Source organism: Kutzneria chonburiensis, from assembly GCF_028622115.1.
Taxonomy (GTDB): Bacteria; Actinomycetota; Actinomycetes; order Mycobacteriales; family Pseudonocardiaceae; genus Kutzneria; species Kutzneria chonburiensis.
On sequence record NZ_CP097263.1, the window covers coordinates 3,258,993 to 3,281,550 of the forward strand.

Sequence of the window (22,558 nt, forward strand, 5' to 3'; positions counted from 1 at the left end):
CGATTCCCCGGGAGCACGGGCGGCTGTCCCGGGGGATCGAAACCGGGCCCGGCGCACTGCGCCGGGCCCGGTCCTTCATGCGCGGGAATCAGCCGAGGGTCCACTGCTGGTTGGAACCGCCGCTGCACGTCCAGAGTTGGACAAGTGCGCCGTCAGCGGTGCTGTTACCGCTAACATCGAGGCATAGGCCCGATTGCACACCGGTGACGGTGCCGTTGGCATTGATCTGCCACTGCTGGTTTGTCTGCCCGTTGCACGGCCAGACAACGGCCTTGGTGCCGGCCGAGGTCCCGTTGCCGTAGGCGTCGAGGCACAATGACGAGCCCACCGTGAGCTGGTTGGCGGCGGTGTGCGTCCACGCCTGGCTTGCCCCGCCGGTGCAGTCCTGGATCTGCACCTGAGTGCCGGCCGTGGTCGACGAGTCCAGGCACTTGCCCGCGCCCACCGCGTGCAGTGGACCGCTGGTCGGCTGAGTGCCACCGCCGTCAAGCCCGAAGAAGTGGATCGCGTTGGCCGCCATGCCGCCCTGCGGCAACGCATGCCCGACCCCGGCAATGCTGTACGCCTCGACGTCGACAGTGCCGCTGCCGTCGGCGTACCGGGTCCGCGTCCAGCCGGACTGCGGCGTGTCGGTGGACGTCGGTGTCTGGCTCAGGCCGAAGACGTTGGTCCACTGCTTGATCTCTTCGCCGAAGTTCGCGTAGTAGAGCGTGGTGTCGGCGGTGCCGTGCCACAGCTGCATCCTCGGCCGCGGACCGCTGTAGCCCGGATCGGCTCCACGAACCAGATCGCCCCACTGCTGCGGGGATTTGCTGATGTGGCCCTGCGCGCACTGGGCGTTCCACTGCGAGCCGTCGGTCGTGGCGAAGCAGCCGAACGGCACGCCCATGAACGCGGCGCCGGCCTTGAACACGTCCGGGTAGTCGCCGAGCAGGACGTTGGTCATCATCGCGCCGGAGGACCCGCCGGTCACGTAGACCCGGCCGGCGTCGGCGCTGTGGTGCTGCTCTTCGTACTGGATCATCGACACCAGGCCGACCGGATCATTGTTCCCGTTGTGGGTCAACGAGTTCGGTGAGGACACGTCCCAGCAGTCGTAGCTGCGGGTCACCGAGGGATAGATCACGATGAAGCCGTACCGGTCGGCCAGTGACCGGAACTCGGTGGAGGAGAAGAACTGTGGGCCCGATCCGGTGCAGCCGTGCAGGGCGAGCAGCACCGCCGGATGCGGCCGCACGGTGTCCGGCACGTACTCGTACATCTTGAGATTACTGGGGTTATTGCCGAACTGGGTGACCTGCGTCAGCGACGCCGCCGGCGCGGCGCCGGCCGGTGCGGTCACGGCGATCGCGGCGCCGGCGAGCACCGCTATCGCCGCGGTGAGAAGTCGGTCAAGGCTCATGCCAGGTGCTCCTTCGCACATCGAAAGGCGTTCGATAGCTGGCGGCGTTGTCCCTCAAGGTGAGGCGCAGGGTGAGGCGGATGCGGGTGGAGGCGGGCAGCTCGACGGCCAACCACGGACCGTCGACCGGCAACGATTCCTCGATGACCTGAGGCTGCCCGTGCCCGTAGTCGTAGAGCCCGCCGATCCACGAGTCGTCGTGGCACGCCGTATGGCGCACCGTGTGAATGGTGTGCTCGGCGAACGCGCCGGCCTGCACGATCACGGTTCGCCGCTGCCGCCCGTCCAGGTTGACCAGTTCGACCACGGTCGCCTCGGGATCGATGCCGCGGACCAGCGCGGCGACCGCCGGCGGCAGTCCGGGCCGGCGGGTATCGCCGTCGTAGTAGCGGACACGGGCCTGCGGCAGGCCGCCGTTGTAGATCACCTGCGGTGCGCCCCAGGTGAGCTGCACGAGCGCCTCGGTGACGACCGGGTTCGACTGCTGCCACAGGTGAATGTCCGCCTCCGGCACCTCCTGGTCCCGGTACCGGGCCATGCGGGCCAGGCGATGGCGGACCTGCGCCTGCGCGGCCGCCAGAATCCGCTCGGGATAGTCGGGGTTGTCGCCGCTGAGGTAGGCCAGCCAGGGTTCCTCGTGGCCCGCTTCCTCCTTGCTGCGGAACGGCCGCACCGTACGCCAGTCGTGTCCGCCGGCGGCGCGCAGCCGGTCGAGACGCTCCCGGTCGCCGTCGGCCGCGCTGTGGTGCCACAACGCGGTCGGCACGGCCATGAGCATCGGGTTGAAGTCGAACCATCCCCGATCGTCGTGACGGAACGGCACATGCAACGTGGGCACATCGACGTCCTCGCCGAGCTGGACCGTCCATTTGGAACGGAGGCTGGAGTCGGCATCGGAGAACGCGATGGTCTTGCCGTTGGCGATGACCGCGTCCAGCGCCGGGCGGACGAGGTCGAGGTGGCTCTCGTCGCCGGTCGCCTCGACGGCGGCGACCGCGGCGATGATCGCGGCGTGCCCGACGCTGTACCAGCCGTGCGGCCAGGACCACCCGTAATGGCCGCCGTACCAACGACCGTCCAGCAAGCCGCCGACTGTGCCGTCCGGGGCCACGTTGTCGGGCAGGATCCCGCCGGCGGCTCGTTCCCGCCAGGCGCCGACGTACTCCGCGATCCAGTCACGGTATTTCCGGTCCCCCGACAGGAGCAGGGCGTTGTGCACGAGACCGGCCACGGCGAGGTTGACCGCCGTGTCGCCGACCCCCAGCCGCTCGGTCATCTCGCGGCCCAGCCGCGGATCCCGGTCGCGCGGCGGCTCGTCGACGCCCGGCGGCAGCAACCAGTTCAGCGGAAAGCCGTAGGTCTCGGCTTCGCTCGGCAGCCACGGATACCAGTCCCCGTCGAACAGTCCGGTGCGCGTGGCGTCGGATCCGTTGTGCGGACGGGTGATGATGCGGCGCTCCGGGTCGTAGTTGCCGTGTGCCGGGTCGACGTACAGATCGGCGAAGCGCAGCGCGCGCTCCTGCCAGCGCTCGGGCGCGGCCATGCACAGGAAATACAGCAGCAGCAGGCTTTCGCCCTGGTGGAACCAGTCGTAGCCGCGCTCGAACTCGTCGGAGAGCATGCCGAGTTCGGTGAGCTGCGCGGTGACGCCGTGCCAGTGGCGTTCCGATTCGCCCAGCAGGTCGTCGGCCCCGCCGAGCAGGTAGAGCTGCGGCCAGTTGAAGAAGGACTCGTAGAAGTCGTCGACGCCGTCACGGGAGCTGAGCCGGCCGTGGTAGGTCAGCCGCCCGTCCGGGCCGGTGTAGTCGCGCGCGAACTGCCGCCACGCCTGGTCGAGCAGATCGAACAGGCCGCGCTGGGCGACCGCCCAGCCCGGCGGCTCGAGCAGCGGCACGGACGCCGTGATCACGGGATACATGGCTCAGTCCTTCGTCGCGCCGGACAGCAGGCCGGCCACCAGGAAGCGTTGGGAGAACAGGAAGACCACCAGCACCGGGGTGATCGCCAGCAGGGTCGCCAACGCCACCTCGGGCCGCTGCACCGCCGCCGCGCCGGCGGTCGGGTTGAACTGCGGGACGTTGTCCAGCAACGTGCCCAGGCCCACCTGCACCGGAACCTGGTCGCTGCCCGGCAGCAGCACGTACGGCAGGAAGTAGTTCGTCCAGTTGGCCACGAAACTGAAGAAGCCGACCAGGGCGACGACCGGCGCGGCCAGCGGCAGGGCGATGTGCCGGAAGGCGGCGAACTCCGAGCAGCCGTCCAGCTTGGCCGCGTCCAGCAGGTCCCGTGGCAGCGCGGCGCCGAAGTAGATGTAGGCCAGGTATACCCCGAAGGGGTAACACGCGTACGGCAGGATGATCGACCACATCGAGCCTATCAGGTGCACCGCGTTGACTTCGAGGAAGAGCGGCACGACCAGGGTCGCATTGGGCATCAGCATGACCACGAGGGTCGCGATCAGCAACGCCCGCCGGCCGCGGAACTCGGTCAGGGCCAGGGCGTAGCCGGCCGGGATGGCCACTGCCAGGGTGATCACGAGCGCCGCGAACGAGTACACCGCGGAATTGCCCAGCCACCGCAGGATCGCGCCGCTCTGATAGCCGGTCAACGCGTCCCAGTTGGCCCGCAGCGCCGACCACGACCCGAACGACAGCGGGCTGTCGTGCACGAGCTGGTCGTCGGTCTTGGTGGCCGCGAGGACCAGCCAGACCACCGGCAGCACGAAGAAGACGGCGAACAGCCCGAGCACGGCCGCCCTGAGCAGACCGGGAACCGCGCGCTCAGTCCGCATCGAAGAACCCCGACCGCACCACGAAGACCGCGGCCACGACCAGCCCGACCACCAGCAGCTCGACCGAGATCGCCGCGGCGGTGTTGACGTTGTCGTTCTGGAAGGCGAAGTCGTAGGACAGCTGGTTGGGCGAGTAGTCCCGGCCGGCCACGCCGACGCTGGCCTGGGAGAGCAGCTGCGGCTCGACGAACAGCTGCGTGCCGCCGGCGAAGGCCAGGATCACCATGTAGACAATCCACTTGCGCAGCAAGGGAATCTGGGTCCGCCACGCCGTCTGCCACGCGCCGGCGCCGTCGATCCGCGCCGCCTCGAGCACCTCGGTCGAGATGGTGTTCAAAGCGCCGTACAGCACCACGATCCAGCCGCCGGCGCCGGTCCAGAACGCGATCGCGGCGAACAGCACGGGCAGGTTGCCGGGCGCGATGACCTGGCCGAACGTCTCATAACCCAGCGCCCGCAACAGAAATCCGACCGGGCTGACCACGGGGTCGAGCACGAACAGCCACACCATCACGCCGGCCGCGCCGGCCAGCGCACCGGGCAGGTAGTAGAGGAGCCGCAGCGTCCGACCGGCCCCGCTCGCGCCGAGCCGGTGCAGCAGCAGCGCCAAAGCGACCACCAGCACGACCAACGCGGCCAGCCAGCACACCAGGTACAGGGCGACGTGCCCGATGGCCGGCAGGAAGCGGAAATCAGCCGCGGCGACGGCGAAGTTGGCCAGGCCCGCGAAGGCGCCTTCGTTGTCGGTGAAGGCGAAGTAGATCGCATAGGCGGTCGGCACGATGCCGAACGCCACCAGCAGGGTCACGTAGCCGGCGACGAACGCCGGCGCGGCCCGGCTGGGGCGTGGACGGGATCCGACCGTCGTCACTCGGTCACCTGGTAGCCGTCGGAGCGGGCATAGTCGGCGATCGCCTTCTGCCAGGCCGGCAGCATGGAGACGATGGTCTTGCCGGCGGTCAGCCCGGGAGTGACGGTGGCGGCCCAGATCGCCTCCTGGCTGAACTGGCCGTAGCCCCAGTCCGGCCACACCTGGCCGGCCGCGGCCTGAAGCGGCGCGGTGATGTCGTTCGCGTAGTAGCCGGACGCGGCCTGGGCGGCCAGCCAGGTCTTGGCCGCCGGGGCGTAGGCCGGATAGCCGACGGCGAGCTTGCCCTGGTAGTCGTCCGAGGTGGTGACCCAGGTCAGGAAGTCGGTGGCCGCCTTGAGATGCGCGGAGTGGGCCGAGAGCAGCCAGGTCCCGCCGCCGACGTTGCCGGCGGACGGGCTCGGGTCGTCGGCCCAGTGCGGCATCGGCGCGATCCCGACCTGCCCCTTCGGCGTCTTGAACGTGCCCTGGAACAGCGAGCCGCCGTACCAGGACGGGCCGGGCATCATGAGGATCTTGTCGGCCTCGTTCTTGTCGAAGTCCGAGGAGAAGACGCTGCTCGTCGACATGGTCTTGGCCGCGACAAGGCGGTCCAGCAGCGAGGCCATCCGCGTGCAGGCCGGACTCGTGGTGTTCACCGCGACGGCCTTGGGCCCGGTGATGTGGTTGGCGCCGCACTTGCTCGCCCAGAGGTAGATCTCCGGGGTGAAGGTGTCGCCGGCCGCGCCGACGAGGTAGCCCGGGTGCTCCGTGGCGACCTTCTTGCCCAGCGCTTCGTACTGTTCCCACGTGGTGGGGACGGTGTAGCCCCACTGGGTCATCAGCGCGGCGTTGTACCACAACACCGTCTGCGAGAGGTCGTTGCGCAGGCAGTGGACCACACCGTCCACAGTGCACGGTTGGTTGGCGTTGTTGGCCCAGCCGTCCAACAGGGACTGCGGGATCAGGCCTTTGTTCAGCGGGGCGGCGAACTTGGCCGTGACGGCCCAGGTCGCCTCGTTGTTCTGGGAGCTGAACACCACGTCCGGCCAGCCGTTGCCGGTGCGGTTGAACAGACTCACCTTGGTCTGGAGGTAGTTGGACCCGTTGGCGTCGCCGTCGTAGGTGACGATGTCCATCTTCACCGCCGGGTGCTGCTTCTGGTAGAGCTGCGCCGCGGGCAGCCGGGTCGAGTCGACCCACACGGTCAGCGGGCCGTCGGACTGCGGCGCCTGGGTGAAACCGTCCTTGGTGTCACCGGCGTTCGTGGTGCCACTGCATGCAGTGGCGGCCAGCGCTGCGGCGACGGCCAGCAGGGTGATCGTCCGGGGAGGTCTTGCCTTGCTTCGGATCATGGCTTGCTCCACGACTGTGTGGGCCGGAGACGCCCAGAATTAGGCTCCCCATCTCGGCTCACGTCAAGAGGAAGAGCCCACCTATTCCCCGGCTGCTGTCCGCCTTTGCAGCGCATTTGCCGGACACACCTGCGGCGTCGACTGTTTCGATGGCAGAATAAGTCGTACACATATGGGCCAAGCCGGTGATGGCGTACGCTCATCCCGGCCACGATCACGGAGGTACACGGTGGACGCACTGCCCGTGGAGCCGGCAGCCGGCGGGAAGGCCTACCGTCCCGGCTATGAGCTCGTCGCCGAGCAGATCCTCCAGCTGATCGCCGATCTCCGGCTGCGGCCGGGCGACCGGATGCCGACCGAGAACGAGCTGGCCGCCCGGCTGGGCACCAGCCGCACCGTGGTCCGGGAGGCCATCAAGATCCTCTCCGCGATCGGCCGGGTGCGGGCGCAGAAGGGCCGCGGCCTGTACGTCGCCGACGACGAGGGCATGCTCGGCACGGCCCGCTGGGGCGGCTTCTTCATGCCGACCGACCTGGACCACGTCTACATGCTCTTCGAGTTCCGCCGCATCCAGGAGATGGAGGCCAGCCGGCTGGCCGCCACCCGGGCCACCCCGGCCGAGCTGCGGGCCATCGAGGCGGCCGGCGAGACCTGCCGGCACGGCCATCTCACCGGCCAGGCCGCCGTTTTCGAGCAGGGCGACGACGAGTTCCACGTCGGCATCGCCACCGCGTCGCACAATCCGCTGCTGGTCATCGCCGTCCGCGAGGCCCGCCGGCTTCAGCACCAGTCCAGCGTGATCGGGCTGAACGGGACCGTCGGCGGGCACGCCGAGGACGCCGTCGCCGAGCACGCCGCGATCTACCAGGCGATCCGGGACGGTGAGCCGGAGGCCGCCGCGCGGGCGGCGGCCCTGCACATCGACAACACGCTCGAGGACTACCGCCGGGAGATCCAGCGCCGGGTGTTCGGCCAGGGCTAGCCGGTGGCGCACACGGTTCCGTTCAGGGTGAAGGCGATCGGTGTCACGTTCGGCCCGGTGTAGCCGGCGACGAAGCCGGTGTTGACCTTGGCGTTCGGCGCCAGCTGGCCGGTGCCGGTGACGACGACCGTGGTTCCCTGCTGCGTCCATGTCCCGTTCCAGCCGCTGCTGACCTGCTGGTACGGCGTCGGCCAGGTGAAGGCGAGCGTCCAGCCGTCGAGCGGGGCGGAGCCGGTGTTGGTGATGTCGACGCTGCCGACGAAGCCGCTGGCCCAGTCGTTGGCGTCGGCGTACCGCACCGAACACGTGCTGTGAGCTGGTGCCGTTGTCGTGAACGTCAGCGGCGGCGAAGACCACGACACGGCACCGGAACCGTTGCGGGCCAACACGTTCACGGTGTAGCGCGTGCCCGGGTTGAGGTTGGCGACGTCCAGTGACGTGCCGGTGGTCTCCCCCAACTCCTCGCTGACGGCACCGACCTGCCGGTAGACCTCGTACTTCAGACCGGTGCCGGACGACGGCCAGGAGATCGTCGCGGTCCGATCCGTGACCGTGCCGGCGGACGGCTGGCCCGGCGGCGCGGGCTGGGCGTTGGTCGCGGCGGGATGCAGCAGCACGGTGGTCAGGGAGTACGGCGGCAGTGTTTGGCTGGTGGCCGTGCCGGCGGAGGTGGTGGTGACGGCGCTCGCCCCGTTGGTGAACGTCGAAACTGTCGGAACAGCAGGCGAAGGCGTGTATCCCGCGTAGTTGACGGCGATGGTGTGGGCGTTGTCGGGATCCTTGTTCACCAACAGGAGCGCGAGATCACCGTTGGCCCGGCGAACGGCGTAGGCGTTGACGGTCGGCTGATCGCTGCCGGCCCGCACGAACTGATCGCCGGGCCGGGCAAAGGAACCAAGCATGGACAGCGCGTGGTACGGGGCGAAGGGCGTGTTCACCGCCGGCTCGCACGTGCCGTTGACGCAACCGCCGCTGGACAGCAGCCCGGAGTCGCCGTAGTCGGTCTGGCCGGCCACGGTGGACACTGTTGTCGGCCCGTTGTGCGTGTCCCACCAGTCGACCGTGAACACGCCGTTGGCCAGCAGACTGGCGTAGGTCTCGGCGGCGAACAGTGCGCCGGGCTGGGTGTCCATGCCGACGGCGGTGTTGGTTTCCGTCAAGGCGATGCCGATGTCCCGGCCGCCGGAGTGCCGGTCGATCTCCTGGCGCACCAGGTAGAGCATGTCGGTGACCTGGTCCGGGCGGGACAGCTCGTCGGCCGCGGTCGCGCCGGACGGGTACCAGTGCAGGATGACGAAGTCGATGTGCGACGCCGCGATCGACAGCACGGTCTCGTTCCACGTGGCCGAGTCGCCGCTGCCGACCAGGCCGTCGGGCCAGTTCGCCGGGGTGGTGAGGACCGCGCCGACCTTGATCGTCGGGTCGACGGCCTTCATCGCGTCGGCGTAGGCGACCACGCCCTGCGCGTAGGCCGTCGGGCTCTTGTCGGCGTGCTGGTCGGCTTCCCAGTTGGCGCCGTAGTGGCCGTTGCCGTACAGCTCGTTGCCGATCTCCCAGTACTTGGCCCCGTATCCCTTGGTGACATTGGCGTATCGCACCCAGTCGGCGGCCTCCTGCGGCGTGCCGCTGCCGTAGTCGGCGATGATGATCGGCTGTGCGCCGGCGCGGTGCACGCCGCCCATGAACGTGTCGAAATCGGTGTTCGGCGCGACGTAGCCGCCGGGGGCGGTGTTGTCCTTCCAATGGTAGATGTCGCCGTAGGAGCCGCCCGGGTAGCGCATCATGCCGACGCCGGCCTTGGCGTACAGATCGGCCACCGTGTTCGTGCCGAGCTCGCTGTCCCACACCGCGTGGTTCACGCCGACGGCCGTGTCGGACACGGTGGCCAGCCCGGCCCGGGCGTTGACCGTGACCGTCACCGACCCTGGATCGGCCGCGGCCGGCCCGGCCGCGAGCAGTCCCGCGCCGAGTACCGCGACCGCCGTGATCAGACGGAATCGCCGCGCCGTCAACGAGATCACCATCCTGCCTGTGCCGCAAGGGAAGATCGCTGTCCGGGCCGGAGGAAAGCACCGCCACGACGAGACCGTCAACCACCGCGGCCATCGACGGGGTCGGCCGCGGAAACTTTCACGCCGGCCACGCGGAAACTTGACAGCGCGACTGTTGGCGCTCACAGAATCGGCCATGCGCAAGGATGTCGTGTCCCGACTGGCCTCGGTCGCCGTGCTCGCGGCGGGCCTGCTCGCCACCCCGGCCGCGTCCGGTCCGGTGACCGGCAACGCCACGTACTTCTCCGGCCTCGGCTCGCCGTACGGCGGCTGTGGACTGCCGCAGTCCGCCATCGACAGCCAGAACTTCGTGGCGCTCAACGTGTTCAACACGCCCGGCGACTACGGCTGGCATCAGCGCCCGATCCCCGCGTCGTCGTCGAATATCATCGGCTCGTTCGACAACGGTCACAACTGCGGCCGGTACGTCCAGGTGACCATCGGCGACCTGTGCACCGGCACCAACGACGGCGCGCCGGGACAGCCCTTCTGCCGCAACGGGTCATGGATTTCCGACAAGTACGACGGAGCGACGCTCACCATGCTGGTCGCGGACAGCTGCGCCGATTCCAACGCCTGGTGCCGTGACGACCCGAACCACCTGGACCTGGCGCAGAACTCGCTCAACCTGTTCGCGAAGGGCGGGCAGCCGGTCGGCGACCTGTACCCGAACCACTGGAACAACCGGCGGATCAGCTGGCAGTACGTGCCGGCCCCGGCCTACTCCGGCGACATCCGCATCGGTTTCATCCAGTCGGCCCAACCGTACTGGCCGGTCATCGCGATCTCGCACCTGCCCAACGGGATCCACGGCGTGCAGTACTACTCCAATGGCGCCTGGCATGCGGCCACCATGGACTCCGACATGGGCCAGGACTACCAGATCGCGCCCACGACCACATCGCCCGCCCAGGGCACGCAGTACCAGATCCGGGTGGTGGACGCCGCGGACGCCCCGGTGGCCGGAGGGCGGATCTACCAGTTCTCGCTGCCGTCCACCTGCGCAACCGGTTGCGGCCCGGCCTACACGGCGGTCACGTACACCACGTCATGAGTGAACGTTCCTTCCTTGCCCGGCATGAATGTTTGCGGTAACACTGAGGTTACGCCACTGGACAACGCCGTCGTGTGAGGTGGAGCGTGACCGCTGTCGAGCCGTGCCCTTCGCCCCCGACGCTCGCCGATGTCGCGCGGGCGGCCGGGGTGTCCTCGGCGACCGCGTCCCGAGTGCTCAACGGTTTTCCGCGCGTGCGCGCCGAGACCCGGAGACAGGTCGAGTCGGCCATAGCCACATTGGGCTATGAACGCCAGCGTGCCGCCCGGGGTGCGCCTCGGCCACGCTCGCGGTCGATCGCGTTCGTGGTGTGCGAGGAGGGACTGCGGCTGTTCACCGATCCGTACTTCGCGCGCATCGCGGCCGGCGTCAGCCGGGAGCTGACCGCCGCCGGTCTGCAACTGGCACTGTTACCGGTACCGTCCACAAGGGACTGCCAGGCGCCGGCCATGCACTACCTGAGCAGTGGTCACGTTGACGGCGCGCTGTTCGTCAGCATGCACGGCCGCAGTCCGCTTGATCTCGACCGCATCGAGGTCCCCGTGGTCATCGGCGGCCGACCGGTGCACGGCGACGGACACGACGACTTCTCCTACGTGGACGCGGACAACCTCGGCGGTGCCGCCCGGGCGGTGCGACACCTCGTGGACAGTGGCCGTTCGGTGATCGCCACCGTGGCCGGGCCACGGGACATGGCCGTTGGCCTTGACCGGCTTGCCGGCTACCGCCGGGTCATGGCCGAGGCGGAGCGGTCCGACCACGGCCTGATGTTCTTCGGCGACTTCGGCCAGTCGTCCGGCGAGCATGCGGCGGCGCGATTGCTGGAGCGCCGACCCGACGTGGACGCCATCTTCACCGCGTCCGACCTGATGGCCGTCGGGGTGCTGCGGGCCTTGCGCCGGGCCGGCCGCCGGGTGCCCGACGACGTCGCCGTGATCGGCTTCGACGACCTGCCGATCGGCCGGCACACCGATCCCCCGCTGACCACCGTCCGCCAGCCGGTCGAGGAGATGGGCGCTCGGATGACCCGGGAACTGCTCAGCCTGATCGGCGGCGGCCCGTCGGCGCCGCGCCGGGTCGTGCTCGACACGGAGCTCGTGCTGCGCGCCTCGGCGTGACCCCGGACCGACGGGCTTTGTAACTTTCATCGCCCGACTGTCCTTTGTGGACCGTGCATCGCCGTCTCGACGTGCTGAGGCCGACCCACCAGCCGGACGCCCGTGACACACGGATTGACAACTCCCGACCCGGAAGTCGAGGCTTGGCTGCGAGATGTTAGCGGTAACAGTCCCTTCGTTCAGGGGGAAGTGCCATGAACAGAGCAAGTCTCAGGGGCCGGTCCTTGCTGGCCGCCGCGGCCGTGGTCGCGTCGGCCGGGCTGCTGGGCACCGGCACGGCAACGGCCAGCGCTACCGGCCCGTCGTCGACCAGCGCCGGCTGCTCGCTGCCGTCCACGTACCACTGGACGTCAACGGGCGCGCTGGCCACGCCGCAGCACGGGTGGGTCTCGGTCAAGGACTTCACCAACGTCGTCTACAACGGCCGACATCTGGTCTACGCGTCCAACGTCAACGGGTCCTCGTACGGCTCGATGGCCTTCACTCCCTTCACCAACTGGTCGGACATGGCGTCGACCGGGCAGACCGGGATGAGCCAGGGCACGGTGGCGCCGACGCTGTTCTACTTCGCGCCCAAGAACATCTGGGTGCTCGCCTACCAATGGGGCCAATACCCCTTCATGTATCGCACGTCGAACGATCCCACCAACCCCAACGGCTGGTCCTCGCCGCACGCGCTGTTCACCGGCAGCATCGGTGGCTCCGGCACCGGTCCGATCGACCAGACCCTCATCGGCGACGGCACCACCATGTACCTGTTCTTCGCCGGTGACAACGGCAAGATCTACCGGGCCAGCATGCCGATCGGGAACTTCCCCGGCAGCTTCGGCTCCTCGTACACGACCATCATGAGCGACTCGACGAGCAACCTGTTCGAAGCGGTCCAGGTCTACCACGTCCAGGGCCAGAACCAGTACCTCATGATCGTCGAGGCGATGGGCACGAACGGGCGCCGCTACTTCCGCTCGTTCACGGCCAGCAGCCTCGGCGGGGCGTGGACCCCGCAGGCGGCCAGCGAGAGCAATCCCTTTGCGGGCAAGGCCAACAGCGGCGCCACGTGGACCAACGACATCAGCCACGGCGACCTCGTCCGCAGCAATCCGGACCAGACCATGACCATCGATCCCTGCAACCTCCAACTGCTCTACCAGGGCAAGTCCCCCTCGGCCGGCGGTCCCTACGACCAGCTGCCGTGGCGGCCGGGGCTGCTGACGTTGCAGCGCTGACCCGACATCCGTGCAAGTTTCATCGGCGATGCCAGGTGGACCGGGGCGTGCCCGGGCGTCGGTTGACGTCCGGGCACGGGCCTGCCGAATCTCCGCCGTGACGAGTTCCATGACCCGAGGAGCCACGGCATGCCGATCCCGCACAGAGATCACCGCAGACGATGGATGACGCTACCCGCCACGGCGTTACTGGCCACCGCCTTGGCGACCGGCGGGCCGGCGGCCGCGGTGACCCCGGCGGCCACCGCCGCCTCGGTGAGTGTGAACGCTAACAGCGCGCTCGCCACCGTGCCCGCGACGGCGATCGGGATCAACGGCTCGGTGTACGACGCCGCACTCACCGACGCCGCCGTGCCCGGACTGCTGAAGTCGGTCGGCACCAACGTGATCCGCTTCCCCGGCGGCACGTCGTCGGACACCTACGACTGGCGGGCCAACACCGACGTCACGTCCGGCCAGCGGCAGGCGGTGGACTTCGACCACTACGCCACGCTGCTGGGCCAGACCGGGGCGCAAGGCATGATCACCGTCAACTACGGAACCGGCGACGCCGCCGGGGCGGCGCAGAACCCGCCCGAGACCGGCGCGCAGCTGGCCGCCGACTGGGTCCGCTACGCCAACGTCACCCACCACTACGGCATCAAGTACTGGGAGATCGGCAACGAGATCTACGGCAACGGGACCTACGGCGGCAGCTGGGAACCCGACCGGCACTGCGCCGCAGGCTCGAACCCGGCCAACTGCGGTCCGGCCGTGTACGCGCAGAACGCCAAGGCCTACATCAGCGCGATGAAGGCGGTCGACCCCAGCATCGTGGTCGGCGTCGTGCTGACCGCGCCCGGCAACTGGCCGGACGGCCTCACCTCGGCCGGCAGCCCGCAGCCGTGGAACCAGACCGTGCTGTCCACGCTGGGCGACCAGCTGGGTTTCGCCGACGTGCACTGGTATCCGCAGAACCCGAGCAGCGTCACGCCGCCGGGGCCGACCGACGCCGGCCTGCTGAGCTCCGACGCCCAGATCCCCGGCATGGTGTCGTCGCTGCGCTCGCTGATCGGCAATGCGGTGCCGATCATGATCACCGAGACGAACTCGGTGTCGTCCAACCCCGGCAAGCAAACCGTCGGCATCGTCAACGCGCTGCACCTCGAGCAGGACTACCTCGGCTGGCTGGGTGCGGGCGTGGCCAACGTCGACTGGTGGCAGATCCACAACGGCATCGTGACCACCGGCGACAACGGCCCGTCGTTGTACGGCACCGCGAACTACGGCGACTACGGCGTGCTGTCCGACGCCAGCTGTGACGCGTCGACCGGCACGCGGTTGTGCGAGCCGGCCGTGGACACGCCCTTCCCCGCCTACTACGGACTCCAGCTGCTCGGCCAGTTCATCCACCCCGGCGACACGCTGGTGTCCACGTCCTCCAGCTCCTCGCTCGTACGGTCGTTCGCCGTGAAGAAGGCCGACGGCTCGCTGAAGGTCATGCTGGTCAACGGCGATCCGTCCACCAGCTACACGGTGAGCCTGGCGTACAACGGATTCACGCCCAGCGGCGCCACGCCGACCGTGGCCACGCTCGCCCCGCCCGGCACCGGCATTACCACGACGACGGCCGGTAGCGCGGCGTCGCAGACCATCGCGCCGTACACCGCGACCGTGATCACCCTCCAGCCCGGGACGACCCACACCCCGCCGAGCACCCCCGGCACGCCAACCGCCACCGCCGTCACGTCGAACTCCGTCAGCCTGAACTGGACTCCATCGTCCAGTTCGAGTGGCATCGCCGGCTACGACGTGGTCCAGGTGAACGGCACCGCCGAGACGGTCGTCGCGTCCCCGGCCACGAACGCCGCCACGGTCAGCGGTCTCACGCCCGCCACCGCCTACACCTTCGCTGTGTACGCCAAGGACACCGCCGGCACCCGCTCGGCCCGATCCGGCACCCTCGCGGTGACCACCGGTCCACCGGCGTCCGGCGGATGCAAGGCCACTTATCAGGCCAACACCTGGCCCGGCGGATTCACCGGCAACGTGACCATCACCAACACCGGCGCCACGCCATGGCCGGGCTGGACCGTGACGTTCACGTTCGGCGGTGACCAGAAGGTCACAAATGCCTGGAACGCCACGGTCACCCAGTCCGGAGCCAAGGTCACGGCGATCAACGCCGGCTACAACGGATCCGTACCCGCTGGCGCGTCGGCGTCGTTCGGCTTCCAGGGCGTCTGGTCGAATTCGAGCGCGGCACCGACCGCGTTCTCCGTCAACGGCACGGCCTGCACGGGCTGACCGATCGGCGGGTGGTCGACGGCCGGCCACCCGCCGATCCCGTGTGAACACGATGTGACGCGTTCGGCCGCCCATCGACTGTTTCCGATACAAGGGGTTCACCGGACCGACCCGGCGGCGACACCGCCCACCGGTGCACTGGTCACGACCCGCCGCAGCGCGGGGCGCGTCTAGGGTTCCGCCGCGGCGACGCGGGTCTGGTCCGAGAGACGCAGGCGGTCCGCGCCGGTCGCGGCACCGTTCCACGGCGGGAGAAAAGCCCGGGAGGCCACTGGCCCCGGGCTGCGCGCGTGGTTCGGGCTCGCATGATCCGGAGGCTGTCGTGAGCGTCAGACCCATGGCTGCGGAGCCGCCCTCCGCCACGGACACCAGCGACCTGTCCACCTTCGGCTACGGCCAGCAGCTGCGCCGCAAGATCGGCGGCTACGGCTCGTTCGCCGCCGGCTTCTCGTTCGTCTCCATCCTCACCACCGTGTTCCAGCTGTTCTTCTTCGGCTTCGGATTCGGCGGCCCGGCGTTCTTCTGGACCTGGCCGATCGTCCTGGTCGGACAGCTGCTGGTCGCGCTGTGCTTCGCCGAGCTGGCCGCCCGCTACCCGATCTCCGGCGCGATCTACCAGTGGGCCACCCGATTGGGCGGCCGGCTCTGGGGCTGGACCGCCGGCTGGCTGATGATGGTCGCCCAGGTGGTGACCCTGGCCGGCGCCGCGATCGCGTTGCAGGTCGTGCTGCCGCCGGTCTGGTCCGGGTTCCAACTGGTGCCCGGGGACAGCTCGTTGACCAGCCCGACCGGCGCGGCCAACGCCGTGGTGTTGGGCGTGCTTCTGCTATGCGTCACGACAGCCGTGACGGCGACCGGTGTGCGGCTGATGTCCGTGGTCAACAGCGTCGGCGTGACGTGCGAGCTGGTCGGCGTGGCATTGCTGTGCGTTGCCCTGTTCGCCCACTCCGAGCGTGGCCCCGCGGTGGTGTTGGCGACGCAGGGCACCGCCGGGCACAGCTACCTGTGGTCGTTCGCGGTGTCGGGCCTGATGGCGGCGTACGTGCTGGTCGGGTTCGACAGCGCGGGTGAGCTGTCGGAGGAGACCCGCGACCCGCGCCGAACCACGCCCCGCACCATCGTCCGGGCCGTGCTGGTGTCCGGGCTCGGCGGCGCGCTGATGCTGCTGGCCACGTTGATGGCGGCCGGCAGCGTGACCGACGGCAGCCTCGGCGACCCGGCCCGCGGCCTGCCCTTCGTGCTGACCGACCGGCTCGGCGACACGCTCGGGCGGGTGTTCCTGGTGGACGTCGCGATCGCGGTCGCGGTGTGCACCCTGGCCATCCAGACCGCCGCGACGCGGATGGTGTTCTCGATGTCGCGGGACGGCGTGCTGCCGTTCTCCTCCGGGCTCGCGGCCGTCAACCGGCGCACCGGCACCCCGGTTCGCGCCGCGGTCCTGGTCGGGGTGCTGGCGGCGGCGCTGTTGCTGGTCAACGTGGGCAATCCGGCCCTGTTCACGACGATCGCCAGCGTCTGCATCATGTTGCTGTACTTGGCCTATCTCATGGTTACCCTGCCGTTGCTGGTACGACGGCTGCGCGGCGGCCTACCGGCCCGGGCCGGCGAGTTCAGCCTCGGACGGTGGGGCGTCGTGGTCAACGTCCTGGCCGTCGGGTGGGGCGCGCTGATGGCCGTCAACCTCGGCTGGCCGCGGAGCGAGGTGTTCGATCCGGCCGGTGGCCACGTCTACCTCCAGTGGTTCGCGCCGCTGTTCTTGATCGGTGCGCTGGCCGTCGGCGGGCTGGCGTACCTGGCCCGCACCCGCCGTCCGATGATCGTCACGCTGGCGTTGGACGGTGTCGAATGAGTGATGTCCTTGTCTCCCATGACATCCCGGCCGGCGCTGCGTGGTCGGTGCTGGTGCGGGCGGGCCGCGAACTCCGGCTCACCGCGCTCGGTCCCGGCGCGAACTGCTCGACGCTGCTGTTCACCGCCGGGCATCCGGTCGACCGTCTGAACGTGCCGGACACGTTGAAGGCCCAGATGTCGGCCACGATTCGGCCGCCAATGGTGTTGATGTCCGACCGCGGCCTGGCCTTGTGCTCGGTCACCGGCTCGTCGCTGCCCTGGCACGACGCCCTGTGCGGCCATTCCGCCGACGCTCGACGAGGCCTGCTCTCCGAACTGCGCAAGCACGGCCGGGACGTGGCCGACATCCACGGCTGTGTGAACTTCTTCGCCAAGGTGGCCACGTCCGATGACGCGGCCGGAACCCTTGCGTACCAACCGAATCACGCTTCTGCCGACGATTGGGTGGCACTGCGCACCGAGATCGACGTGCTCGCCGTGTTGTCGACCGCGCCCCATCCGCTCGATCCGCGTCAGGAGGCGCAGCCGGTGCGGGCGGAGGTCTGGGCCGCCGAACCGGCCGGTCCGGACGACCCGTCCCGGACGTTCCGCGTGGAAAGCGAACGGGCCCTGCTGCTGTCGAAGGAGGTCTTCGCATGACCGCGTTCGACCCCGCGACCGCCGCGTTGGACACCGTTGTCGAGGCGGGCGAAGGCTTTCTCGGCCCGATCCCGGCCGGCGGCACGTTCCGCATCGTCGACCTGCACGGCAACCAGGCCGTGGACACGCTGTTCTACGACGCCGCCGACGTGGACAACCGGTACAGCGCGTTCGACACCGTCCGTGAGCAGGGCGCGGTCTACCTGACCACCGGTTCGCGGCTGCTGTCGACGCGACTGGACGTGTTGGCGACGATCACCGACGACACCTGCGGCCGCCACGACACGCTGGGTGGCGCGTGCGCGCAGGAGTCCAATGTGGTCCGTTATGGCACGCACACCCGTCACCAGAATGCCTGTCGTGAAACGTTTCTGCGCTACGGCGCGGCGGCCGGCATCGACGCGCGCCGACTCGGGCACAACATCAACTTCTTCATGAACGTCCCGGTGACGGCAGCCGGCGGGCTCACCTTCGTCGACGGCGTCTCCGCGCCGGGCAAGCACGTCCAGGTGCGGGCCGAGCGAGATCTGCTGGTGCTGATCAGCAACTGCCCACAGGTCAACAACCCTTGCAACGGCTGGAATCCCACCCCCGTGCGACTGCTGGGCTGGTGGCCGGTATGACCGTCATCGACCACGGCGTGCGGGCCGCGACCGTCACGGTCCTCGCGGCCGGCACGCAGACCACCGTGCAGGATCTGGCCGGTCGCGGCGGCCTATGGGACGTCGGCGTGCCGCCGTCCGGGGCCTGGGACGACTTGTCTTTCGCTCTGGCCAACGCCGCCGTGGGCAACCCGCCGTCGGCCGCGGGGCTGGAAGCCGTGGCAACCGGCCCGGTGCTGCGGTTCGACCGCAGGGCAACGGTGTGCGTCACCGGGTCGGCGCATCAGGCCACTGTGGACGGTCGTCTGCTTCGGCCAGGCGTGGTCACTGTCGTCGGCGCGGGTTCGGTCGTCGACGTCGGCCCCTGCGGCGCGCCGGGCTTCCGGGCCTATCTCGCGATCGGCGGTGGCATCGCGGTGTCACCGGTGTTCGGCAGCCGGGCGACGTTCCTGCTCGGCAAGTTCGGCGGCCTCGACGGCCGAGCACTGACGGTCGGCGACGCGATCCCCTTGGGGCGTGAGGAAAACCTCGCGGTTCCGGTGGACGTCGCGGCCGTGTTGCCAACGCTGGGATCGACCTGGACCGTCCGCGTGCTGGCCGGTCCGCACGGCGCGCCGGAGCACCTCACCGAAGCCGGTGCCACCGCGCTGCTGGCGGCGACGTGGACGGTCGATCACCGGGCCGACCGCACCGGCGTCCGGCTGGTCGGCCCCCGGCCGGATTGGGCGCGGCCGGACGGCGGCGAGGCCGGTCTGCATCCGTCCAACATCCACGACAGCGCCTACCCGATCGGCGGCATCATGCTGTCCGGCGACACCCCGGTCGTGGTCGGGCCGGACGGGCCCAGTCTCGGTGGTTTTGTCGTGCCCTACACGGTGATCCGGGCCGATCGCTGGATGTTCGCCCAGGCCCGGCCGGGCGACACCGTCCAGTTGGTGCTGGTGTCCCCGGACGAGGCCGATGCCGTCAACGCCGAGCGTGACGCGCTGCTGGCCGACCCGACCCGTGCCGTGTCCGATGCGTTCGAGCGATCGCTGGCCGGCGTGCCCGCACCGCGTTCGGCCCCGCCGAGCATCCGTCCCGACCTGCTGCGCGATCACGGTTTGTTGCTGTCCCGGTCCGCCACGGCGGACGCCCCCGCGGTCGTCGTTCGACGCGCCGGCGATCACCACGTTCTCCTGGAGGCCGGCCCGCCGCGGCTTGACCTGCGCGTTCGACTGTGGGTGCATCTGCTCGCGCGGTCGCTGCGGGGCTCCGCCGTCGTCGGCGTCCGGGAGATCGTCGAAGGCGTGCGGTCACTGCTGGTGCGGGTCGACCCCATCGCCTGTCCGCTGCCGCACATCGCCGATGTGCTGGACCACCTGGCCGACGGCCTGCCCGATCCGGCGGCCGTCACCCTGGACGTGCGCGAGGTGACCCTGCCGATCGCGTTCGACCACCCGGCCGCGCACGAGGCGATGGCCCGCTACGCCCGGTCGGTTCGGCCGGACGCGCCGTGGTGTCCGGACAACGTCGAGTTCATCCGGCGGGTCAACGCGCTGGCCGAGCGGGACGACGTCTTCGACATCGTGCGGGACGCGACCTATCTCGTGGTCGGCCTCGGCGACGTGTACCTCGGCGCGCCCGTGGCCATTCCCCTCGATCCCCGGCACCGGCTCGTCACCACCAAGTACGACCCGGCCCGCACCTGGACACCGCAGAACGCGGTCGGCATCGGCGGCGTGTACCTCTGCGTGTACGGCATGGAAGGCCCCGGCGGCTACCAGCTCGTCGGCCGCACCGTGCCGGTCTGGCGACATGTCCCCGACGTCGCCGAACCGCCGTGGCTGCTGCGGCAGTTCGACCGGCTGCGGTTCCGGCCGGTCAGTGTCGAGGAGCTGGCCGACCTGCGAGCCGACATCCTCGCCGGCCGGTCCACATTGGACACCCGAACGGCGGAGTTCGGTCTGGCCGAGGTCACCGCACTCGAGGACCGACATGCCGAGGAGATCGCCCGCTTCCGGAACGCGCGTGAGGCGGCCTTCGCCGCCGAGCGGGAAAGGTGGCGGGCATGAGCCACGACGTGCGCACCGCGCTGAAACTGGCCGCCGAGATCGACCAGCCCGCCTTCATCACACTGCTGGACGACGCGCCGGACGGGTCGGACGGCCCGCTCAGCGGAATTCCGTTCGCAGTCAAGGACAACATCGACATCGCCGGCGTCCCGACCACCGCCGCCTGCCCGGACCGCACGGAACCGGCGGCGCGGACGGCGTTTGCCGTTGAGCGGTTGCGGGCCGCCGGTGCGGTGCCGATCGGCAAGACGAACCTGGACCAGTTCGCCACCGGACTGGTCGGGACCCGATCGCCGTACGGGGCGTGCCACAGCGTGGCGTCCGCCGCGCACGTCAGCGGTGGCAGCAGTTCCGGCAGCGCGGTGGCCGTCGCGCTCGGCGTCGTTCCGTTCGCGCTCGGCACCGACACCGCGGGCAGCGGACGGGTGCCGGCGGCGTTCAACGGCCTGGTTGGCGTGAAGCCGACCCGTGGTCTGGTGTCCACCCGTGGCGTCCTGCCGGCGTGCCCGTCGCTGGACTGCGTGACGACGCTGACCCGTGCCGTCTCGGACGCCCGGCCGGTGCTGGCGGCGTTGACCTGTCACGATCCGGCCGACCCGTACTCACGGCCGATGCCGCCGCGACTCCCCCACGGCGTGGCGGCTCGGATGCGGGTGGTCGCGATCCCTGACCGGCCCCTGGACCTCGATCCGGCGTACGAGACCGCATGGGCCGCCGCGGTGGACCGTCTCAAGCTTGTCGCCCACGTCGTGCCCGTGGACGTCGAGCCGTTCCTGGCGGCGGCGCGGCTGTTGTACGGCTCGGCGCTGGTCGCCGAACGGCTGGCCGCGTTCGGCGACCAGTTGGACGGCCCCGGGGTGGATCCGACCGTACGGCAGATCGTGTTGGCCGGCAACGGTTTCCCCGCAGCCGAGGTGTTCGCCGCCCACCGTGAACTGGCCCGGCTGCGGTCGATCGCGGAACGGACCTTCGTCGGAGCGGACGCCCTCCTGCTGCCCGTGACACCGGGGCATCCGACACTGGCCGACGTCGCCGCCGATCCGGTCGGGGCGAATGCGCGGCTGGGCGTGTTCACGAACATGGTGAACCTGTTCGACCTGTGCGCGGTCGCGGTGCCGGCCGGCGAGGCCGACGGCCTGCCGTTCGGCGTGCAGTTGATCGCGCCCGCCTTCGCCGACGCACCGCTGCTCGACCTGGCGGCCCGCTGGACCGGCGAGGCCGAACCGCCGATCGTCGAACGGTGCCTGCTGGCGGTCGCCGGAGCCCACCTCACCGGTCAGCCCGCCAACGCCGACCTCGTCCGGCTCGGCGGCACCTTGCACAGCCGGGCCCGGACGGCCGCGGGCTACCGTATGTACACAGTGGACGGACCGTTTCCGCGACCAGGTCTGGTCGCGGGCGACGGTCCGGGCGGTTTCGAGGTAGAGGTGTGGGACCTGCCGGCCGCTGCCGTCGGCGGTCTGCTGCCTGGCATCGCGCCGCCGCTGCACCTCGGGCCGCTCGGGCTGGACGACGGCACGACGGTGCTCGGCTTCGTCGCGGACACCGGCTGCGCCGATCCGACCCGGGAGATCAGCCGACACGGCGGCTGGCGAGCCTATCTTGCCGACCGCGCTTGAGGGCCGCGCCCAGCACCTGGCGAGAGACGGCGCGGCCGCGGCGAGACGGCCGCCGGCGCAGGAACCATTCGGCGATCGCCAGGTTGAGCAGCCAGGCCCCGAGCGACATCAACGCGTCGGTGAGCGTGTTGACCGAGCCGAACACGACGACCACCGGCAACTGCGTGACCGCCTGGGTGCCGGCACCGATGCCGATGGCGTATCCGCGCGTCATCCATGCGCGATGCCCCGCGATGTCACGGCGCCTGACGGCCAGGAACCCCAATACCAGCGACACCGCCATCGCGGTGCCGAACACCAACCGGAACGCGGTGAGCAGATCGCCGACGTTGGCCGCACGCGGGTAGAACACGGTCATCCACAGTCCCGACAACGCCGCCGCGAGCCCGCACGGCAGCACGACGCGGCCGGCGATCCGGTGCCAGCGCGGCCATCGTGCCCGAAATCCGGCCGAGAACTGGAAAGCGCCGAGCACGCAGAACACGGTGACGCCGATGATGTGCACCACCACCGGCACGGGATCGGCGAAGAACCGAGCGTTGTCCGCGGTGATCTGGGCACCGGTGCCGAGCTGGCCGATCCGCAGGCCGCCGGCGAGCACGGGAATGGTGCTGAGCAGCACGAGACCGGTTGGCAGCAGCCACATCCGCCTGGTTGAAGTCATGGCCAGAGCGTGGCGTC

The 22,558-nt window shown here is 69.9% G+C and carries 16 protein-coding genes, 1 pseudogene and 1 riboswitch; of the genes and pseudogenes, 10 read left to right on the forward strand and 7 right to left on the reverse strand.

Going from position 1 to position 22,558, the window contains the following annotated elements; genetic code table 11:
- Nucleotides 1-88 precede the first annotated feature (88 nt).
- From M3Q35_RS14645 to M3Q35_RS14665, 5 genes are read right to left on the reverse strand one after another with little or no spacing between them, the layout of a single operon-like run.
- Nucleotides 89-1,402 carry an extracellular catalytic domain type 1 short-chain-length polyhydroxyalkanoate depolymerase gene (locus M3Q35_RS14645; protein ID WP_273942294.1) on the reverse strand — a complete coding sequence of 438 codons (1,314 nt, stop codon included), beginning with the start codon at nt 1,400-1,402 and terminating at the stop codon, nt 89-91.
- Nucleotides 1,392-3,320, reverse strand: coding sequence for a DUF8034 domain-containing protein (locus M3Q35_RS14650; RefSeq protein ID WP_273942295.1), 1,929 nt, complete (start codon nt 3,318-3,320; stop codon nt 1,392-1,394). The genes M3Q35_RS14645 and M3Q35_RS14650 overlap by 11 nt, the downstream gene beginning before the upstream one ends.
- 3 nt (nt 3,321-3,323) lie before the next feature.
- Nucleotides 3,324-4,193 carry a carbohydrate ABC transporter permease gene (locus M3Q35_RS14655; protein WP_273942296.1) on the reverse strand — a complete coding sequence of 290 codons (870 nt, stop codon included), beginning with the start codon at nt 4,191-4,193 and terminating at the stop codon, nt 3,324-3,326.
- Nucleotides 4,183-5,064, reverse strand: a complete 882-nt coding sequence (locus tag M3Q35_RS14660) for a carbohydrate ABC transporter permease (protein ID WP_273942297.1) — start codon at nt 5,062-5,064, stop codon at nt 4,183-4,185. The genes M3Q35_RS14655 and M3Q35_RS14660 overlap by 11 nt, the downstream gene beginning before the upstream one ends.
- On the reverse strand, nt 5,061-6,395 hold the full coding sequence (locus M3Q35_RS14665) for an ABC transporter substrate-binding protein (protein ID WP_273942298.1): 1,335 nt from the start codon (nt 6,393-6,395) through the stop codon (nt 5,061-5,063). Before M3Q35_RS14665 ends, M3Q35_RS14660 begins: the two co-directional genes overlap by 4 nt.
- Before the next feature lie 229 nt (nt 6,396-6,624).
- Here M3Q35_RS14665 and M3Q35_RS14670 point away from each other — a divergent pair, with 229 nt between their 5' ends.
- Nucleotides 6,625-7,377, forward strand: coding sequence for a FadR/GntR family transcriptional regulator (locus M3Q35_RS14670; RefSeq protein ID WP_273942299.1), 753 nt, complete (start codon nt 6,625-6,627; stop codon nt 7,375-7,377).
- Here the strand turns inward: M3Q35_RS14670 and M3Q35_RS14675 are convergent.
- Nucleotides 7,374-9,389 (reverse strand): cellulose binding domain-containing protein, encoded by a 2,016-nt coding sequence (locus M3Q35_RS14675; protein ID WP_273942300.1) that lies wholly within the window; start codon nt 9,387-9,389, stop codon nt 7,374-7,376. The genes M3Q35_RS14670 and M3Q35_RS14675 overlap by 4 nt on opposite strands.
- Before the next feature lie 175 nt (nt 9,390-9,564).
- Here M3Q35_RS14675 and M3Q35_RS14680 point away from each other — a divergent pair, with 175 nt between their 5' ends.
- The 9 genes and pseudogenes from M3Q35_RS14680 to atzF all read left to right on the forward strand — a co-directional run bounded on the left by M3Q35_RS14680 (nt 9,565) and on the right by atzF (nt 21,877).
- On the forward strand, nt 9,565-10,482 hold the full coding sequence (locus M3Q35_RS14680; RefSeq protein WP_273942301.1) for an RlpA-like double-psi beta-barrel domain-containing protein: 918 nt from the start codon (nt 9,565-9,567) through the stop codon (nt 10,480-10,482).
- Between the two features lie 86 nt (nt 10,483-10,568).
- The gene (locus M3Q35_RS14685) at nt 10,569-11,600 is read left to right on the forward strand and encodes a LacI family DNA-binding transcriptional regulator (protein ID WP_273942303.1); all 1,032 of its coding nucleotides are present in this window, start codon (nt 10,569-10,571) and stop codon (nt 11,598-11,600) included.
- Nucleotides 11,601-11,857: 257 nt separating this feature from the next.
- Nucleotides 11,858-12,826, forward strand: a pseudogene (locus M3Q35_RS14690) (non-reducing end alpha-L-arabinofuranosidase family hydrolase); the annotation flags it as partial.
- Between the two features lie 129 nt (nt 12,827-12,955).
- Nucleotides 12,956-15,112, forward strand: coding sequence for a cellulose binding domain-containing protein (locus tag M3Q35_RS14695; RefSeq protein WP_273942304.1), 2,157 nt, complete (start codon nt 12,956-12,958; stop codon nt 15,110-15,112).
- 159 nt (nt 15,113-15,271) lie between these two features.
- Nucleotides 15,272-15,381: riboswitch (guanidine-I (ykkC/yxkD leader) on the forward strand.
- Between the two features lie 68 nt (nt 15,382-15,449).
- Entirely contained in the window at nt 15,450-16,961 is a 1,512-nt protein-coding gene (locus M3Q35_RS14700; protein WP_273942305.1) for an amino acid permease, read from the forward strand.
- Complete coding sequence (locus tag M3Q35_RS14705; RefSeq protein WP_273942306.1) at nt 16,958-17,602, forward strand: DUF1989 domain-containing protein; 645 nt, start codon at nt 16,958-16,960, stop codon at nt 17,600-17,602. Before M3Q35_RS14700 ends, M3Q35_RS14705 begins: the two co-directional genes overlap by 4 nt.
- Nucleotides 17,599-18,225, forward strand: a complete 627-nt coding sequence (locus M3Q35_RS14710; RefSeq protein ID WP_273942308.1) for an urea amidolyase associated protein UAAP2 — start codon at nt 17,599-17,601, stop codon at nt 18,223-18,225. The genes M3Q35_RS14705 and M3Q35_RS14710 overlap by 4 nt, the downstream gene beginning before the upstream one ends.
- The gene (locus M3Q35_RS14715; protein WP_273942309.1) at nt 18,222-20,258 is read left to right on the forward strand and encodes a carboxyltransferase domain-containing protein; all 2,037 of its coding nucleotides are present in this window, start codon (nt 18,222-18,224) and stop codon (nt 20,256-20,258) included. Before M3Q35_RS14710 ends, M3Q35_RS14715 begins: the two co-directional genes overlap by 4 nt.
- Nucleotides 20,255-21,877 (forward strand): allophanate hydrolase, encoded by a 1,623-nt coding sequence (gene atzF / locus M3Q35_RS14720; protein ID WP_273942311.1) that lies wholly within the window; start codon nt 20,255-20,257, stop codon nt 21,875-21,877. Before M3Q35_RS14715 ends, atzF begins: the two co-directional genes overlap by 4 nt.
- On the opposite strand, the gene M3Q35_RS14725 is transcribed toward atzF, so the two are convergent.
- Entirely contained in the window at nt 21,831-22,541 is a 711-nt protein-coding gene (locus M3Q35_RS14725) for a DUF2306 domain-containing protein (protein WP_273942312.1), read from the reverse strand. The two genes, atzF and M3Q35_RS14725, sit on opposite strands and share 47 nt — an antisense overlap.
- Between the last annotated feature and the right edge of the window lie 17 nt (nt 22,542-22,558).